The sequence below is a fragment of the Pseudonocardia sp. Ae150A_Ps1 genome (assembly GCF_001932315.1).
Lineage (GTDB): Bacteria > Actinomycetota > Actinomycetes > Mycobacteriales > Pseudonocardiaceae > Pseudonocardia.
In genome coordinates, this window is the sequence record NZ_MCIJ01000001.1 from 1,081,728 (window position 1) to 1,098,419 (window position 16,692).

Sequence of the window (16,692 nt, forward strand, 5' to 3'; positions counted from 1 at the left end):
GCGAGGCGGCCTCGGCCGGCCTGCCTCACGGCCTGCTCACCCGGCCAGGCCGGCCCGGGTGCCGGGCCCGGCCGTGGCGCCGGGGCCGCCGGAGCGGGCCTCGGGGCCCGCTCCCGACGTGCTCAGTGGATCGTCGGCTTGTTCTCCGACTGCTCAGACTGCTCGGTCTTCTCGGACGGTGCCGTCTCGGCCTGCTCGTCGGCGGCGACCTTCTCCCGGATCGCGGCGCGCAGCCACGTGGTGACCACACCGTCGGCGATCTCGAGGTCGATCGTGTCCTCGTACGAGGCGTCGACGATCGTGCCCCGCAGCCCGGACGTGGTGACGACGACGTCGCCGTCCTCCAGCGCCTGCTGCATCGCCTGCGTCTCCGCCATCTGCCTGCGCTGCTTGCGGCCGTTCAGGAACAGCGGCACGAACAGCAGCAGGATGATGAGGAAGGGCAGCAGGGACAGCAGGCCCGAACCACCGGCCTCCTGCGCAAGGTTCAGATCCATCGTGCGGGTTCTCCGTCTCGTCTCGTAATCGTGAGTGTGCCAGCCGGGGCGGACACCGACGGGCGGGGCCCTCCCGGGCCTGGACCGCTCGTCGCGGTGCACCGGGGCCGAGCGGCGCCCCGGGCGCCCGGCCCGCGAGGTAACGGGCCGGATGCCCGGATCGTTCCGGCGGCGTGTTCGCCGGACACCGGGGCTCCGCGCGCCGTCCGGGTGCTCCCGCGCGGTGTGCGGACGGTCCAGCATGCCCCCGGCGGCCCCGGACGTGTGCCCGATCCGTTCGGTCCGTCCGGATCCTCCCATGCGACCGCCGGACCCGGACGCCCGCTCTCACCCACACGCCGTAGCGGACCGGCACGGAGCCGGCCCGGAGCCGGCCCGGCCGGTGCCGGGAGGACCGGCGGGACCGTCAGAAGAGCGGGTCGATGCGGTGCCCGGCCGGGGCGTCGGCCGGCGGGGTGAGCCCGAGGTGCGTCCAGGCGAGCGGGGTCGCGACCCGGCCGCGCGGGGTGCGGGCGAGCATCCCGGCCCGCACCAGGTACGGCTCGCAGACCTCCTCGACGGTGCCCGCGTCCTCCCCCACCGCGACGGCGAGCGTGGAGACGCCGACCGGCCCGCCGTGGAACGAGCGGACCAGCGCGGACAGCACGGCGCGGTCGAGGCGGTCGAGGCCGAGCTCGTCGACGTCGTAGACGGCGAGGGCGGCGCGGGCGACCTCGCGGTGGATGACGCCGTCGGCCCGGACCTCCGCGAAGTCCCGCACCCGGCGCAGCAGCCGGTTCGCGACCCGCGGGGTGCCCCGGCAGCGCCCGGCGATCTCCTCCGCACCGTCGGCACGCAGGTCGATGCCGAGGATCCCCGCGGCGCGGTGCAGGACGTGCTCGAGCTCGAGGTCCTCGTAGAACTCCATGTGCCCGGTGAAGCCGAACCGGTCGCGCAACGGCCCGGTCAGCGACCCGGCCCGCGTGGTGGCCCCGACCAGGGTGAAGGGGGCGACGTCGAGCGGGATCGACGTCGCACCCGGTCCCTTGCCGACGACGACGTCGACCCGGAAGTCCTCCATCGCCAGGTACAGCATCTCCTCGGCGGGCCGGGCCGTGCGGTGGATCTCGTCGATGAACAGGACGTCGCCCGGCACGAGGTTGGACAGCATCGCCGCGAGATCGCCCGCGCGTTCCAGCGCGGGCCCGGAGGTGAGCCGGATCGAGGCGCCCAGCTCCTGGGCGACGATCATCGCGAGGCTGGTCTTGCCGAGGCCGGGCGGACCGGAGAGCAGGATGTGGTCCGGTGGGTCGCCGCGACGGCGTGCGCCCTCCAGCACGAGCTCGAGCTGCTCGCGGACCCGCGGCTGCCCGACGAACTCGTCCAGCGACCGCGGGCGCAGCGACGCCTCGACGTCGGCCTCCCCCGGCCGCGCGACGGCGTCGATCTCGCGGATCCGGTCGAACGCGTCGGCGTACGGGTCCGCCGCGGGCTCCGGCTCCGGTGTCACCGCGACCGGCCCAGCGACGACAGCGCCGTGCGCAGCAGCCCGCTCGCGGAGGTGTCGGGCTGCTCGGCCAGCACCCCGTCGACGGCCTGCTCGGCCGGTCGCTGCGGGAACCCGAGCCCGAGCAGCGCCTCGACGACCTGCTCCCGCACGCCGAGGACCGGCGACGGCGCCGCCGCGGCGGTGGCCCCGGCCGGGGCGGCGGCGGGTGCGGTCACCTTGTCGCGCAGCTCCACGACCAGCCGCTCGGCGCTCTTCCGCCCGACGCCCGGGATCCGGGTGAGGACGGCGAGGTCCCCGTCGGCGAGGGCGCGGCGCAGCGTGTCCGGCTCCAGCACGGCGATGGTGGCGAGCGCCAGCCGCGGCCCGATGCCCGAGACCGTCTGCAGGAGGAGGAAGAGCTCGCGCTCCTCGGTGTCGGCGAACCCGAACAGGGTCAGCGACTCCTCACGCACCACCAGGGTGGTGGCGAGCCGGGTCTCCTCGCCCCGGCGGAGCCCGCCGAGCGTCGACGGCGTGGCGTGCACCGCGAGCCCGACCCCGCCCACCTCGACGACGACGTGGTCGAGCCCGATCTCCAGGACCGGGCCGCGCACCGAGTGGATCACCGAGGGGTCCCCTTCCAGGAGTTCGTCCGCCGCGGGACGCTACCGGGGGCCTCCGGGGCGCCCGGCGCGGCCGTACCGCGCCGCGCACCGCCGGGTCCCCCACGGGCCGGGCGGGCCGCCGGGCCGCCGGGCCGCCCCGTGGACGCCTGCCAGGCACCGCCGGACCGCTCGGCCGCCGCCCGGGCCGCGGCCCACTGGGCGGCCGCCGTCGGTGCGGCACCGTCGTCGGCGGCCTGCGCCTGGGCCAGCCGGGCCCGGTGGGTCGCCGCCAGCTCGTCGGCCCGTGCCCGGGCCTGCGCCATCCGGTCGAGCATCGGCGAGCGCCAGCAGTGGCAGATCGCGAGCGCCAGGGCGTCCGCCGCGTCGGCGGGCTTCGGCGGTGTGTCCAGGCCCAGCACCTTGGTCACCATCGTCGTCACCTGGGCCTTCCCGGCACGGCCCTCGCCGGTCACCGCGGCCTTGACCTCGCTGGGGGTGTGGAACGCGACCGGCAGCCCCGCGCGCGCCGCGACCAGCGCGACGACGCCGCTGGCCTGCGCGGTGCCCATCACCGTGCGGACGTTGTGCTGGCTGAACACCCGCTCGACGGCGATCACGTCCGGCCGGTGGCGGGCGATCCAGCGCTCCACCTCGTCGGCCACGGTCAGCAGCCGGCGCTCCAGCGCGAGGTCGGTCCCGCTGCGCACGACCCCGACGTCGACGAACGAGACCGAGCGCCCCTCCCCCGACTCGACGACACCGATCCCGCACCGGGTCAGGCCGGGGTCGACCCCGAGCACCCGCACCGCGTCACACCCTTCCCGCACGTCCGTTCGAACCCCGCACGCTACCGGCCGTCCGCCGGCAGCCCGGCCGGGGCGCGCCGCGACTCGCCCGTCCGTGCCCGGCCCGCCGGTGGGAAAGACCCGGATGGCAGGGTGCGCGGGTGACGTCCTTCCTCCGCCGGTCCGCGCTCGTCTGGGCGGCGGTCCTGCTGGTGGTCCTGGTGGGTGCGTTCCGCCCGGAGACGCCGGTGATCGGGTTCGCCGGGTCGTTCGTCACCGGGCAGTACCCGCTGCACGCCGCGATCGCGGCCGTCCTCGGCATCCTGATCGGGCTGGCGGCGCGCAAGGCCGGGGCCCCGGTCGTCGGCTGGGCGACGGCGACGGTCGCCCTCGCCGTCACCGTCGGGATGGTGACGGTGCTCGCCGCGCAGGGCCGCGCCGCGGCCGGGGAGGGCGTGCGGCTGGACTGGACGTCCGCGCTCACCGGGATCGGGCAGCCGTCCGGGAACCCGGACCGCACCGTCGAGTACGCGCCGGGCCGCTCGATGGACCTCTACCTGCCCGCCGGGCCGGGCCCGCACCCGACGATGGTGTGGACGCACGGCGGCAGCTGGACCAGCGGCGACCGCACCGACCGGACGGCGATGCACCGCTGGCTGGCCGACCGCGGCTGGGCGGTCGCGGCGATCGACTACCGGTTCCCGCCGCCCGAGCCGATCGGCCGGGAGCAGCAGCGCGACGTGGCCTGCGCCGTCGACCGGATCCGGTCCGGCGCCGAGGGCGAGCTCGATCCGGGCAGGCTGGTCCTCGGCGGGCAGTCCGCGGGCGCCACGCTGGCCCTCGGCGCCGCGTCGGGCCTGCTCGACGGCACGCTCGCCTGCTCGGAGGCCCCTGCGGCGTTCGGCGGGACCGGTCCGGCCGACGCCCCGCCGCCGGCGCCGGGGCCGCCGCCGGTGGGCGTCGTCGCGTTCCACCCGCCGGTCGACCTCACCCTGATCGACCCCGGCCTGCAGCAGACCCTGCTCGGCGGTGCCGCCGCCGATGCCCCGGGCCTGCTGCGGCTGCTCTCCCCCGCCGAGCAGGTGCGCCCCGAGCTGCCGCCGACCCTGATCCTCCTGGGCTCCGCCGACCACTACGTGTTCCCGGACCGGGTCGTCGCCTACGACGCCGAGCTGCGCGCCGCCGGCGTGCCCGGCCGCCTGGTCACCGTCCCCTACGCCGACCACGTCTTCGACCGTCCCTTCGGCAGTCCGGGCGCCCAGCTCGCCCGGGAGGCCGTGCTCCGGTTCCTCACGGACCCGGGCTGACCCGCCGATGGCCGGGACCCGGATCGAGATCGTCGCGCTGCTGGTCTCGCCCCAGCACGCGTACGAGGGACGGCCGTCCGACGGGCCCCGCCCGGACCCGGAGCCGCTGCGCCGCACGGAGGTGACCGTCCGCGCGGGGCACGGCATCGTCGGCGACCGCTACGCCGGCCGGCCCGCGCACCGCCGGGCCGCCGTGACCCTGTTCGCGGCCGAGGCCCTCGACCACACCGGTGCGCTCCTGGGCGTCGAGGCGACACCGGAGGCGGCCCGGCGGAACGTCGTGCTGCGCGGCGCCGACGTCGACGCCCTCGCCGCCGTGGGCCGGGACGGCCACGGCGCGCTGGTCGCACTCGACTCCGGTGCGGGTCCGGTCCGGTTCCGGGTGCACCGGCCGGCTCGCCCGTGCCGCTGGATGGACACGGCGATCGGCGACGGCGCGTGGGCGGCGTTGCGCGAGCGGGGCGGGGGGCGCTGCGAGCCCCTCGACGACGGCGTCCTCCGCGTCGGCGGGGCCGTCCTGACCGTCCTCGAACCGGCTGCGGCCTGACGCGACGGCCGGCACCACCCGACGCCGTCGCGCGACCGCCCACCGGGGCCGTGGCACCGCCCGTCGGCGGGGCGTAACGGCAGGCCGGGGCGCGGCGAGCCGGAACCCGACGTCCCCGACGGGAGGTACCCGATGTCGCCGGTCCTCGCCCCGCACCGCCCCGCCGACCACCGGCGGGCCGCCCCCGGCATCCGGATCGTGATGCTGCTCGGCCTGCCCGGTGGCCGCCCGGCGTGGACCACACGCTCGGCGCGGATCACCGGCCTGCTGCTCACCCTCGCCGGGATCGAGGCCGACGGCGTGACGCTGCCCGTCCCGCTCGCCGACCGGCACGCGCTGCGGGCCTGGGCCCGCTCCGCGGAACCGGCCCTGCTGGCCGCGGCCGCACCGGAGCACGGGTCCCGGGCGGTGTTCGCCGTCGACCTCGACGACGTCGACGTCCTCGCCGCCGCCGGGCGGGCGCTCGCCGACCTGCTGCGCCGGGAGCGGGCGCCGATGCTGCGGTGCGGCCACCACGCCGGCGACCCCGTCACCGGTGCGCTGCACCGCGAGGCGCTGCGGCAGGACGTCGCGGCCGAGCAGCTCGTCGCCGAGCTGGGGCGGGCGGCCCGCCTGCTCGCACCCGCCCACCTGCGGCCCCGTGCCCCGGAGTTCGCCGGGTCGTGACCGGTCAGTGCGCGGCGGCGTCCCAGCTGCGGCCGTAGCCGACCGACACCTCGAGCGGCACCGAGAGGTCGGCGGCGGCCGCCATCTCCCGCCGGACCAGCGCCTCGCAGGTCTCGCGCTCGCCGTCGGCCACCTCGAGCACGAGCTCGTCGTGGACCTGCAGCAGCATCCGGCTCCGCAGTCCCTCGGCCGACAGTGCCCGGCGCACCCCGAGCATCGCCACCTTGATGATGTCCGCGGCACTGCCCTGGATCGGCGCGTTGAGCGCCATCCGCTCGGCTATCTCCCGGCGCTGGCGGTTGTCGCTGGTCAGGTCGGGCAGGTAGCGGCGACGGCCGAGGATGGTCGCGGTGTAGCCGTCCTTGCGGGCCTGGTCGACGACGCCCGCCAGGTAGTCGCGCACCCCGCCGAACCCGGCGAAGTAGTCGTCCATCAGGCCCTTGGCCTCGTCGGTGGAGATCCGCAGCTGCCCGGACAGGCCGTAGGCCGACAACCCGTAGGCCAGGCCGTAGTTCATCGCCTTGATCTTGGCGCGCTGCTCGACCGACACCCCGGCCGCCTCGACGCCGAACACCCGGGCCGCGGTCTCGGCGTGGAAGTCGTGCTGCGAGCGGAAGGCCTCGATCAGCGCCTCGTCCTCGGACAGGTGCGCCATGATCCGCATCTCGATCTGGCTGTAGTCCGCGGTCATCAGCTCCGCGTAGGCCCCGCCCTCCGGCCCGGTCCCGACGACGAACGCGTCCCGGATGCGGCGGCCGGCCGCGGTGCGGATCGGCACGTTCTGCAGGTTCGGGTCGGTCGACGAGAGCCGGCCGGTCGCCGCGATCATCTGCGAGTAGGTGGTGTGGATGCGGCCGTCGTCGGCGACGGACTTGATCAGCCCGTCGACGGTGACCTTCAGCCGGGTCGCGTCCCGGTGCTGCAGCAGGAACTGCAGGAACTCGTGACCGGTCTGCTCGTAGAGGCTCTGCAGCGCGTCCGCGTCGGTGGTGTAGCCGGTCTTGGTGCGCTTGGTCTTCGGCATCTCCAGCTCGTCGAACAGCACCACCTGGAGCTGCTTCGGCGACCCGAGGTTGATCTCCTTGCCGATCACCCGGTACGCGTTCTGCGCGGCCTCGCGGACCTGGCCGCCGAAGTCGGACTCCAGGTCCGAGAGCGTCTCGGAGTCGACCGCGATCCCGGCCGCCTCGCAGTCGGCGAGGACGAACGCCAGCGGGAGCTCCAGGTCGGCGAGGAGCTCGGTGCCGCCCCGCTCGGCGAGCTCGGTGTCGAGGGCGTCGGCCAGCTCGGCGATCGCCGACGCGGCCAACATCTCCTGCTGCGCGGCCTGCGCGTCCGCCTCGTCGGCCCCGCCGAGCAGGGACAGCTGCCCGTCGGCCGGCTCCTCGGTGCGCAGCTCGCGGCGCAGGTAGCGCAGTGCCAGGTCGGCCAGGTCGAAGGTCCGCTGCCCCGGCCGCGCCAGGTACGCGGCGAGCGCGGTGTCGCTGGTCAGCCCGGCCAGCGACCAGCCGCGGGACCGCAGCGCGTGCAGGACGGCCTTCACGTCGTGCGCGGCCTTGGGCACGTCGGCGTCGGCGAGCCAGTCGCCGAGTGCGGCCTCGTCGTCCGGGGTGAGACCGGCGAGACCGAGGTAGCCGGCCCGGGGGACGCCCGCCGTCGCCCCGGCCGCGCGCTGCTCGACCGTCGGCTCCCCGACCGCCAGCGCGATCCCCGCGACGTCGCGGCCCGCGACCGGCCCGGCGACCCCGGCGAAGCTCAGCGCGATCCGCCGCCCGTCGCGGGCGTGGGCGTCGAGCCAGGACCGCACCGACCCCGGCTCGACGACCTCCGCGGAGATCTCGAAGCCCTCCTCGGCCTCCGGCTCGGCCGACGACAGCGTGGAGAACAGGCGCTCGCGCAGCACCCGGAACTCGAGCTCGTCGAACAGGCGGTGCACCGCGTCGCGGTCCCAGGCGCGCACCTCGAGCTGCTCCGGGCCCGCACCGAGGTCGACGTCGCGGACCAGCTCGGTGAGCTGCCGGTTCAGCAGCACGTTGGCCAGGTTGGCCCGCAGGTTGTCGCCTGCCTTGCCCTTCACCTCGTCGACCCGGTCGGTCAGCTCGGCGAGCGAGCCGAACTCGCGGACCCACTTCGCCGCCGTCTTCTCACCGACCCCCGGGATCGAGGGCAGGTTGTCCGACGGGTCGCCGCGCAACGCCGCGAAGTCGGGGTACTGGGTCGGGGTCAGCCCGTAGCGCTTGTCGACCTCTGCCGGGTCGATCCGGCCCAGGTCGGACACGCCGCGCTTCGGGTAGAGCACCGTGACGTCCTCGGTGACCAGCTGGAACGCGTCCCGGTCGCCGGTAGTGATGAGCACCTGGAAGCCCTGGCCCTCGGCCTGCGTCGCGAGGGTGGCGATGAGGTCGTCGGCCTCGAAGCCGTCGACCGCGAACACCGGGATGTTCAGCGCACCCAGGACCTCCTTGATGAGGTCGATCTGGCCGCGGAAGTCGTCCGGCGTGGTCGTCCGGTTCGCCTTGTAGTCGGCGAACCGCTCGGAGCGGAACGTCTTCCGGGAGACGTCGAACGCCACCGCCAGGTGCGTCGGCTCCTCGTCGCGCAGCAGGTTGATCAGCATCGAGGTGAAGCCGTAGACCGCGTTCGTGGTCTGCCCGGTGCCGGTGCGGAAGTTCTCCGCGGACAGCGCGAAGAACGCCCGGTAGGCCAGGGAGTGACCGTCGAGCAGCAGCAGGCGCGGCCGGTCCGGGGCCTTCCTGCCGGACGATCCCGGGGCCTTCTGCTGCGCCCCCTTCTTCGGGGTGCTCTCCGTCGCGGTGCTCATCGGCGGCGAGTGTAGAACCGACCCCCGACAACGAACGCGGCCGCGCCCGGTACGGGCACGGCCGCGGCTCGTGTAGTGCGGTGACCGGTGGCGCTCAGTCCACCTCGGCCATGACCTCGTCGGAGGCCTCGAAGTTCGACCAGACGTTCTGCACGTCGTCGGAGTCCTCGAGCGCCTCGATCAGGCGGATGATCTTCCGCGCGCCGTCGACGTCGACCTCGACGTTCATCGACGCCCGGAACTCCTGGTCCGCCGAGTCGTAGTCGATCCCGTTCTCCTGCAGCGCGGTGCGCACCGCGACGACGTCGGTGGCCTCGGAGAGGACCTCCCAGCTGTCGCCGAGGTCGCTGACCTCCTCGGCCCCGGCGTCGAGGACGGCCATCAGCACGTCGTCCTCGGACAGGTCGCCCTTGGGGAGCACGACGACGCCCCGCCGGGTGAAGAGGTAGGCCACCGAGTTGGGGTCGGCCATGGTCCCGCCGTTGCGGGTCATCGCCGTCCGGACCTCGGTCGCGGCCCGGTTCTTGTTGTCGGTCAGGCACTCGATCAGCACCGCGACGCCGTTCGGGCCGTAGCCCTCGTAGGTGATCGCCTGGTAGTCGGCGCCCCCCGCGTCCGCACCCGAGCCGCGCTTGACCGCACGGTCGATGTTGTCGTTCGGGACCGAGCTCTTCTTCGCCTTCTGGATCGCGTCGTAGAGCGTCGGGTTGGCGTCCGGGTCACCACCACCGGTGCGGGCCGCGACCTCGATGTTCTTGATCAGCTTGGCGAACATCTTGCCGCGGCGGGCGTCGATCACGGCCTTCTTGTGCTTGGTCGTCGCCCACTTGGAGTGGCCGCTCATCGGCTCGTCTGCCCACCTCTCGTGCTCGGGCCGCGCGCAGCCCGCGCGTGGCCGGGGCAGGCCCCGGGCGGGCAGCGCGAGCTGGGACCACCGGACCTGCGGGAACCCCACGATGCTACCGGCGGCACACCGCACCGCCCGGTCCGGCCCGCCGGGACCGCCGGGCCCGCACCGGCGCTCGTCCGGCGATCATGCGGGTCCCCGGGCCGCGCCGTCGTCGCGGCGGGATTACCGTGGAGGCTTGTCGACCACCGTTGTCACCCGGCTGGGTGGTCGCACCGGAGAGGAGCGGGCACGTGCTCGGAGCAGTGGTGGGAAAGGCCGCGGGCCTGGTGGCGAGCGGTCTGGCCGGAGCCGTCGCGTACGACGGCGTGAAGCGGGTCGCCCGCTCCGGCGCGGTCCGCGAGGCCGCCGTGACGGTGACCGGCTGGGGCCTGCGCGGCGCGCGCGCCGCCGAGACCGGCGCCGAGAAGGCCCGGCTGGCGACGGCCGACATCGTCAGCGAGGCGCGCGGCCGGATCGGCGAGGAGGCCCCCGCACCCGGCGACGGGCACGGGCACGGCCACGAGCACTGAGCCGATCACCGAGTCGAGCACCGAGTCGAGCGAGGCGAGCATCCTGAGCACCGACCCCACCGGCCCGGACCTCACCGTCCTCAGCGACGCCGCCGGGCGCGTGCGCTTCGCCGCGCCCGCGCTGCGGGGCCGGGTCGCCCTGGCCGTCGCCGTCGAGGACGAGCTCGACCACGTCACCGGCGTCCGCCAGGTGCACGCCTACCCCCGCACCGGCAACGTGGTCGTCTGGTACCGGGCCGGGTGCGACCGGACCGAGCTGACCGAGGCGATCGGCAAGGGGCTCGGCGCCGACCCGGGGGCGACCGCGGCCCGCACCCCGCGCTCGGCGGACACGCACAACGGTGAGCTCGCCCGGCTCGTCGTCGGCGGGGTCGCACTGGCCGCGCTCGGGTTCCGCCGCTACGGCCTGCGCCGGCCACCGGTGCTCGGCACCGCCGGCCGGACCGTGGCCACCGGCGTCACGATCTTCACCGGCTACCCGTTCCTGCGCGGCGCCCTGCGCTCGCTGACCGGGGGCCGCGGCGCGGGGACCGACGCGCTGGTGTCCGCCGCCACCGTCGCCAGCCTCGTGCTGCGGGAGAACGTCGTCGCGCTCACCGTGCTGTGGCTGCTCAACATCGGCGAGTACCTGCAGGACCTGACCCTGCGCCGGTCCCGGCGGGCGATCTCCGAGCTGCTCACCGGTGCCACCACGACCACTTGGACCCGCCTCACCGACGGGACCGAGGTCGAGATCGACATCGCCGACCTCGTGCTCGGCGACGAGGTCGTGGTCCACGAGCGGATCGTGCTGCCGATCGACGGCGAGGTCGTCGACGGCGAGGGGGTCGTCGACCAGGCCGCCATCACCGGCGAGCAGCTGCCGGTCGCCGTCGCACCCGGCACCACCCTGCACGCCGGCTCGGTGCTGCTGCGCGGCCGGATCGTCGTCCGCGCGACGGCGGTCGGCCAGGACACCGCGATCGGCCGGATCATCGACCGGGTCGAGCAGGCCCAGGGCGACCGGGCGCCGATCCAGACGGTCGGCGAGAACTTCTCCCGCCGGTTCGTGCCGGCGTCGTTCCTGCTGGCCGGGCTCACCCTGCTCGTCACCCGGGACGTGCGGCGCGCCATGACGATGCTGCTGGTCGCCTGCCCGTGCGCGGTGGGGCTGTCGACGCCGACCGCGATCAGCGCCGCCATCGGCAACGGCGCCCGCCGCGGCATCCTGATCAAGGGTGGCGCCCACCTGGAGGCGGCGGGCCGGGTCGACGCGATCGTCTTCGACAAGACCGGCACCCTGACCCAGGGCCGCCCGGTCGTCACCAACGTCATCTCCTTCCACGACGACTGGACCCCCGAGCAGGTCCTGGCCTACTCGGCGTCCTCGGAGATCCACTCCCGGCACCCGCTGGCGCAGGCGGTCATCCGCTCCACCGAGGAGCGCCGGATCGAGATCCCGCCACACGAGGAGTGCGAGGTGCTCGTCGGGCAGGGCATGCGGGTGCAGGCCGACGGCCGGGCGCTGCTGATCGGGTCCCGCGAGCTCCTGCGCGCCCAGGGTGTCGCCGTCGGGCGCAAGCCGGCCGACTGGGTGCGCAGGCTGCAGCGGGCCAGCGAGACACCGCTGCTGCTCGCAGTCGACGGGGCCCTCGTCGGGCTGGTCTCGCTGCGGGACACGGTCCGGCCGGAGGCCCGCGCGGTGCTGGAGCGGCTGCGCGCCGACGGCGTGGCACGGATCGTGATGCTGACCGGCGACCACCCGCGGACCGCGCAGGCGGTGGCCGAGGAGCTCGGCATCGACGAGTACCGCGCCGAGGTCATGCCCGAGCAGAAGCAGGACGTCGTGCGCGCGCTCCAGGAGGAGGGGCACACCGTCGCCATGATCGGCGACGGCACCAACGACGCCCCGGCGCTCGCGCTCGCCGACATCGGGATCGCGATGGGCGTCGCCGGGACCGACGTGGCGGTCGAGACGGCCGACGTCGCGCTCGCCGCCGACGACCTGGAGGCGCTGCTCGACCTGCGCGACCTGGGCCGTCGCTCGATCACCCTGATCCGGCAGAACTACGGCATGTCGATCGCGGTGAACGCGGCCGGTCTCGTGGTCTCCGCGGGCGGCGCGCTGTCCCCGGTGGTGGCGGCGATCCTGCACAACGCGTCGAGCGTCGCCGTCGTCGGGAACAGCTCCCGCCTCATCCGCTACCGGATCCCGGCCGGCGCCCCCGGTGCGGTGGCGGCTCCCGGGCCGGAGCCCGGCCGGGCCGCCTGACCGGCGCGCTCGGCCCGCTCCCGGATCCCGCGCAGCATCCGCCGCGTCATCACGGCGCTGACCGGCACGAGCGCCTCGGCGCCGAGCCGGGCGGCGGCGCCGCCCCCCGGCGTAGCGCTCGCGGACCACCAGCCGGGTCCCGCCGGGCTCGGTCCGGAGGACGAACGCCCAGGAGAACCGCGGCGACGCCGCTCCGGGGCCCTCGGCCAGGACCAGGTGCGCCCGGGGACGCAGCGCGGCGACCCGGAGCGGCGTCCCCGGAGCGAGCCGGACCGGGTCGCCGACGGCGAGGTCCTGCCAGCACTGCTCGATCCGCTCGGCGCTGTGGACGTCCAGCCCGAACAGGTTCTCCACCGCGTCGTAGGAGTAGAAGCCGCCGCGGTCCTGCCCGATCTGCACCAGCCAGGGCCACACCCGCTCCGGCGGCGCCGCGATCGAGATCGCGCGGGTGACGCTCACCGGCGCGTCGGCCACGAGCCCGTCCCCGGGCAGCGGTGTCACCCTCTCGGCGGGGGTGACCCCGAGGGTGCGAGCCGCGAGGCGCCCGAGCGCGAGCCCGGCCACCACTCCCATCGCCGTGCGTGTCGTCATGGCCCGACCGTGCGCGACGGGACGGGCACGCGGCAGGGTCCTCCGTCCCGCCGCCGGACGCGGGACGCGCCCCTCCGCGGATCCTGAGAAACGGCCGTCCGGGCGGCGGTACGCGCTGTGCCGGAGGGAGCACCGGGCCCCCGCTCGTCGCCGGGGCGGGGCCGGAGACCGGTCGGGCGTCCAGGAACGGGGCCGGTCGCCGGCCCGCTCCCTACCGTCGTACCCGGTCGCGCCGCGGTCGCTCCCCCTCGATCCCGCGGCGCACCCCCCGAGGGCGGCGGACGCCCCGGGCCCCCGACACGGAAACGAACCATGCTGCGACTTCGACCCGCGCTGCCCCCGCGCGCTCCCCGCGCCCGTCCCACCCGCGCCGCGCCGGCCGGCGCGGCCGTCCCGGCCCTGGCCCCCGCCGCGGGCACGGGCCGGGTGGCGCTGCACGTCCTGCTGGCGGCGCTGCCGCTGCTGGCGATCTCGGCGCACGTGTTCGACCTGGTCCCGATGCAGCTCTCGGCGGCGCTGCTCGTCGTCCCCCTGGCGACGGCCGTGGCCGTGCTGACCCTGTTCGACCCGCATCCCGCCGACCGGATCGTCGCGCACGGCCTGGCGTGGGGCGTGGTCGCCTGCGCGGTCTACGACGTGTTCCGGCTCGACACCGTGTACATGCTCGGCCTCTGGGGCGACTTCATCCCCACCATGGGCACGTGGATCACCGGGCGCCCCGGTGACACGGCCGGCGGCGCCGTCGTGGGGTACCTGTGGCGGTACATCGGCGACGGCGGCGGCATCGGGCTGACCTTCTTCGTCGTCGCGTCGGCGTGCGGGCTGCACCGGCTCTCGCGGGCGCGGGTGGTGCTCGCCGCGGTCGATTTCGCGGTGGCGCCGGTCTGGGCCGGGCTGGTCGGCACCGTCGCGCTGGCCCCGCGCGGCGAGGAGCTGATGTTCCCGCTGACCCCGGTCACGGTGTCGTTGTCCCTGGTCGGGCACCTGATCTTCGGCCTGGTGCTGGGGCTGGGGTTCTGGCACTCGCGGGCGGTGCAGTCGCACTGGCCGTGGCCCACGCCTGCCCTCCCGGCCCGGCTGAGGACGACGACAGGTGCACCCGGGGCGGACGCCACGCCGCCGCCGGCGCCCCGGGTCCCGCTCCCGCGTGTCCCGGTTCCCCACCTCCCGGCGCCGGACGCTGCGGTCCCGGACGCCCCGGCGCACCGGTCCCCCGCGCCGCAGGCATCGGGCCCACACCGTCGGGTGGCACGACCGGCGGAGGACGCCGGGCCGGGCGTGTTCGTACCCCGGCAGCGGACGTCGTCGACCCCACCCGCGGCGCGGACCCTCGATCCCGACACCTGGGAGCAGTGGCACCGCAGGCTGGAGTCGACCCAGCCGGGGCGCCGGGCCCACGGCCGCCGGGAGCCCGAGCCGGTGCGGCGCGGACCGGCGTGACGACCACCCCGCCACCCCGCCGGCCGTGCCCGGCGGGGTCAGGCGGGTCAGGCGGCGGGACGCACCGCCTCGCGGCCCGGAGCCACCGCGCCGGGCCGGAAGAACGCGTGGGAAGCGGGATGGAACAGCAGCGCCAGTGCGGCCAGCACCTCGGCGACGTGCAGCAGCCGTAGCCCCGCCGCCGCGAGCTCGGTCCCGGACGCGGTCACCAGGAACTCCCCCACCGACCCGCCGGCGAGCAGCGCTCCCGCCGGCTCGACGACCAGGGACAGCGTTCCCAGCACACCGAGCACGGCGACGACGGTCCAGCGGATCCCGTCGCGGCCGCTGCGCAGCTGGACCACGAGCACGGCGAGGACCAGGTAGATCCCGGCACGCGCGGCGATCTCCCCGCCGGTGGGCGGCACCTCCACGCCGAGCCGCACGAGGGTCTCCGCGAGACCGGCGAGGACGGCTCCCAGCCAGAGCGCGACGCTCAGGGTGACGACGGACGGCGGCACCGGTCGCGTCGCACGGGATGCGTCGACGGCGAACGTGCTCATGGGACCTCCTCGGGACGGCCCGTCCAGCCTCGTCCCGTCCGGCCCCGCGGCCCACACGGCGCTCCCCGGCCGCGGTGGGGGACAGCCCCACCCCGGGTCAGGCGGCGCGCACCATCCCGACGAACAGATCGTGTACCCGGCCGTCGCCGGTCAGCTCCGGGTGGAACGACGTCGCCAGCACCGGGCCCTGCCGCACGGCGACGGCGCGGCCCGCGGCCTCCCCCGCCTCCGAGACGTGCGGGACGGTGGCCAGGACCTCGACGTCGCTGCCGGTCTTCTCGACCCAGGGGGCGCGGATGAACACCGCGTGCACCCCTCCGCCGGGGAGCCCGTCGAACTCCAGGTCGGTCTCGAACGAGTCGACCTGCCGGCCGAACGCGTTGCGCCGGACGACGACGTCGAGCCCGCCCAGCTGGTGCTGGTCCGGGCGGCCGTCGAGGCTCTCGTCGGCCAGCAGGATCATCCCGGCACAGGAGCCGTAGGCGGGAAGCCCGGCCCGGAGCCGGGCACGCAGCGGGTCGAGCAGCTCGAACGCGTCCAGGAGCTTCGACATCGTCGTCGACTCCCCGCCCGGCAGGACGATCCCGTCGAGGGCGTCCAGCTCGGCCGCGCGACGGACCGGCAGCGCGCGCGCACCGGCCGCGGTGAGCGCGGCGACGTGCTCGCGGACGTTGCCCTGCAGGGCCAGCACACCGATGGTCGGGGAGGACATGTCCCGAGAATAACCCGGCCTTACCTGCGGTAACCGGCCGTCCGGGCGTGAGTCGCGGCACCGGCACGACTCCGTCCGGTGGTGCCGCCCGCCCGGTGCGACGGCGGATCCTGGACCGGCGGGGGGACGGCGCGGGGAGGCACGACGATGGACATCGGTCGCACGGTCCGGGTGTTCCGGGCCGAACCCCTGGTCGCTCCCGGCACCGGTCCGCCGGGGCCGGAACCGGTCGCGCGGACCGGCGTGGTCCCGGACGAGCGGGAGCCGCGCCCGGCGGAGCGGACCGAGGCCGTGCCGGTGGCCGCCGGGGCCGTGCCGCCGGCCGGGTGAGTGCGCCCGACGTCGCCGGCGTCGTCCCCGGATGGCGGACCTGGCGGGTCCGCGACCCCGCACCGGTGCGGCTGTGGTCTCCGGTGCACATCGCCACGGAGTGGCCGCCGGACGCGCCGCTGGACGCCGCCTGCGAGCTGGACGGCCACCGGGCGCCCGACCCGGGGTGCACCTGCGGGCTCTACGCCGCGCGGCGCCCCGCGGACGTCGGCGGGCTCGGGTTCGGCGGCCCGACGGTGCTCGGCTGCGTCGCGCTGTGGGGCACCGTGGTCGAGGGCGAGCGCGGGTGGCGGGCCGGCACCGGACGGCCGGTGGTCCTGTTCTGCGGACCCGCCCTGCCAGAGGCGGAGCGGACCGTGCTCGCGTCGGTCTACCGGATCCCGGTGCACCGCCTGCCGCTACCCGTCGCCCCGGCCGTCGGGGTGCCCGGGATCGTCGAGGCGGCCGAGCGCGTCCGCACCGCGGCCGCACGCACCCCGCCCGACCCGGCGGCGCTGGACGACGCGTCGCGCGGGTTCGTCGCCGCGGTCCCGCGTCCCGGGGTGGTGCTCCGGCGCCCCCGCAGGCGGTTCGCGGTCGGGTCCGCGGTGGCCGCCGCGGTCGCCGTCTCCGCCCTGCTGGTCCCGCAGCCGGAGCCCGCGACGCCCCCGGCCGGACCTGCCGCCCCCGCCCCGGGCACGGCGGTGCCCGGCACGGGGACGCCCTGAGCGG

Annotated in this window: 15 protein-coding genes and 1 pseudogene; 8 read left to right on the forward strand and 8 right to left on the reverse strand. The window is 76.1% G+C overall.

Annotation, left to right across the window (positions count from 1 at the left end; translation table 11 throughout):
• Window positions 1-122: 122 nt before the first annotated feature.
• The 4 genes and pseudogenes from yajC to ruvC form a co-directional block, all read right to left on the reverse strand.
• Window positions 123-497 (reverse strand): preprotein translocase subunit YajC, encoded by a 375-nt coding sequence (yajC, locus tag Ae150APs1_RS04680; protein ID WP_075296039.1) that lies wholly within the window; start codon window positions 495-497, stop codon window positions 123-125.
• A 406-nt stretch (window positions 498-903) separates the two neighbouring features.
• Window positions 904-1,932: a Holliday junction branch migration DNA helicase RuvB gene (ruvB, locus tag Ae150APs1_RS04685; protein WP_075301685.1), complete on the reverse strand. Its 1,029-nt coding sequence runs from the start codon at window positions 1,930-1,932 to the stop codon at window positions 904-906.
• A gap of 50 nt (window positions 1,933-1,982) precedes the next feature.
• Window positions 1,983-2,591 (reverse strand): Holliday junction branch migration protein RuvA, encoded by a 609-nt coding sequence (ruvA, locus tag Ae150APs1_RS04690; RefSeq protein WP_075296041.1) that lies wholly within the window; start codon window positions 2,589-2,591, stop codon window positions 1,983-1,985.
• Between the two features lie 227 nt (window positions 2,592-2,818).
• Window positions 2,819-3,376 (reverse strand): annotated as a pseudogene (ruvC, locus tag Ae150APs1_RS04695) (crossover junction endodeoxyribonuclease RuvC); the annotation flags it as partial.
• Window positions 3,377-3,516: 140 nt separating this feature from the next.
• Here ruvC and Ae150APs1_RS04700 point away from each other — a divergent pair.
• From Ae150APs1_RS04700 to Ae150APs1_RS04710, 3 genes are all read left to right on the forward strand, one after another.
• On the forward strand, window positions 3,517-4,662 hold the full coding sequence (locus tag Ae150APs1_RS04700) for an alpha/beta hydrolase (RefSeq protein WP_075296043.1): 1,146 nt from the start codon (window positions 3,517-3,519) through the stop codon (window positions 4,660-4,662).
• Between the two features lie 7 nt (window positions 4,663-4,669).
• Complete coding sequence (locus tag Ae150APs1_RS04705; protein WP_075296045.1) at window positions 4,670-5,209, forward strand: molybdenum cofactor biosysynthesis protein; 540 nt, start codon at window positions 4,670-4,672, stop codon at window positions 5,207-5,209.
• A 132-nt stretch (window positions 5,210-5,341) separates the two neighbouring features.
• Window positions 5,342-5,875, forward strand: coding sequence for a hypothetical protein (locus Ae150APs1_RS04710; RefSeq protein WP_060575683.1), 534 nt, complete (start codon window positions 5,342-5,344; stop codon window positions 5,873-5,875).
• 4 nt (window positions 5,876-5,879) lie between these two features.
• On the opposite strand, the gene polA is transcribed toward Ae150APs1_RS04710, so the two are convergent.
• Together polA and Ae150APs1_RS04720 are read right to left on the reverse strand one after the other, a co-directional pair.
• Window positions 5,880-8,696 carry a DNA polymerase I gene (polA, locus tag Ae150APs1_RS04715; RefSeq protein ID WP_083679932.1) on the reverse strand — a complete coding sequence of 939 codons (2,817 nt, stop codon included), beginning with the start codon at window positions 8,694-8,696 and terminating at the stop codon, window positions 5,880-5,882.
• Window positions 8,697-8,790: 94 nt separating this feature from the next.
• On the reverse strand, window positions 8,791-9,540 hold the full coding sequence (locus tag Ae150APs1_RS04720; protein ID WP_010232547.1) for a YebC/PmpR family DNA-binding transcriptional regulator: 750 nt from the start codon (window positions 9,538-9,540) through the stop codon (window positions 8,791-8,793).
• 296 nt (window positions 9,541-9,836) lie between these two features.
• Here Ae150APs1_RS04720 and Ae150APs1_RS04725 point away from each other — a divergent pair, with 296 nt between their 5' ends.
• From Ae150APs1_RS04725 to Ae150APs1_RS04735, 3 genes are all read left to right on the forward strand, one after another.
• Window positions 9,837-10,115, forward strand: coding sequence for a DUF1490 family protein (locus Ae150APs1_RS04725; protein WP_249266005.1), 279 nt, complete (start codon window positions 9,837-9,839; stop codon window positions 10,113-10,115).
• A gap of 100 nt (window positions 10,116-10,215) precedes the next feature.
• Entirely contained in the window at window positions 10,216-12,366 is a 2,151-nt protein-coding gene (locus tag Ae150APs1_RS04730; protein WP_283160236.1) for a cation-translocating P-type ATPase, read from the forward strand.
• A gap of 903 nt (window positions 12,367-13,269) precedes the next feature.
• The gene (locus Ae150APs1_RS04735) at window positions 13,270-14,397 is read left to right on the forward strand and encodes a hypothetical protein (protein WP_075329520.1); all 1,128 of its coding nucleotides are present in this window, start codon (window positions 13,270-13,272) and stop codon (window positions 14,395-14,397) included.
• A gap of 47 nt (window positions 14,398-14,444) precedes the next feature.
• Here the strand turns inward: Ae150APs1_RS04735 and Ae150APs1_RS04740 are convergent, their stop codons facing one another.
• Together Ae150APs1_RS04740 and pdxT are read right to left on the reverse strand one after the other, a co-directional pair.
• A complete protein-coding gene (locus tag Ae150APs1_RS04740; protein ID WP_060575679.1) occupies window positions 14,445-14,939 on the reverse strand; it encodes a hypothetical protein in 495 nt (164 codons plus the stop codon).
• Between the two features lie 97 nt (window positions 14,940-15,036).
• Window positions 15,037-15,651 carry a pyridoxal 5'-phosphate synthase glutaminase subunit PdxT gene (gene pdxT, locus Ae150APs1_RS04745; protein WP_075296051.1) on the reverse strand — a complete coding sequence of 205 codons (615 nt, stop codon included), beginning with the start codon at window positions 15,649-15,651 and terminating at the stop codon, window positions 15,037-15,039.
• Between the two features lie 147 nt (window positions 15,652-15,798).
• Between pdxT and Ae150APs1_RS04750 the strand changes: the two genes are divergently transcribed.
• Both Ae150APs1_RS04750 and Ae150APs1_RS04755 read left to right on the forward strand, forming a co-directional pair.
• The gene (locus Ae150APs1_RS04750; protein WP_139316804.1) at window positions 15,799-15,981 is read left to right on the forward strand and encodes a hypothetical protein; all 183 of its coding nucleotides are present in this window, start codon (window positions 15,799-15,801) and stop codon (window positions 15,979-15,981) included.
• Window positions 15,978-16,688, forward strand: a complete 711-nt coding sequence (locus Ae150APs1_RS04755) for a hypothetical protein (protein WP_075296053.1) — start codon at window positions 15,978-15,980, stop codon at window positions 16,686-16,688. The genes Ae150APs1_RS04750 and Ae150APs1_RS04755 overlap by 4 nt, the downstream gene beginning before the upstream one ends.
• The last annotated feature ends 4 nt before the right edge of the window (window positions 16,689-16,692 follow it).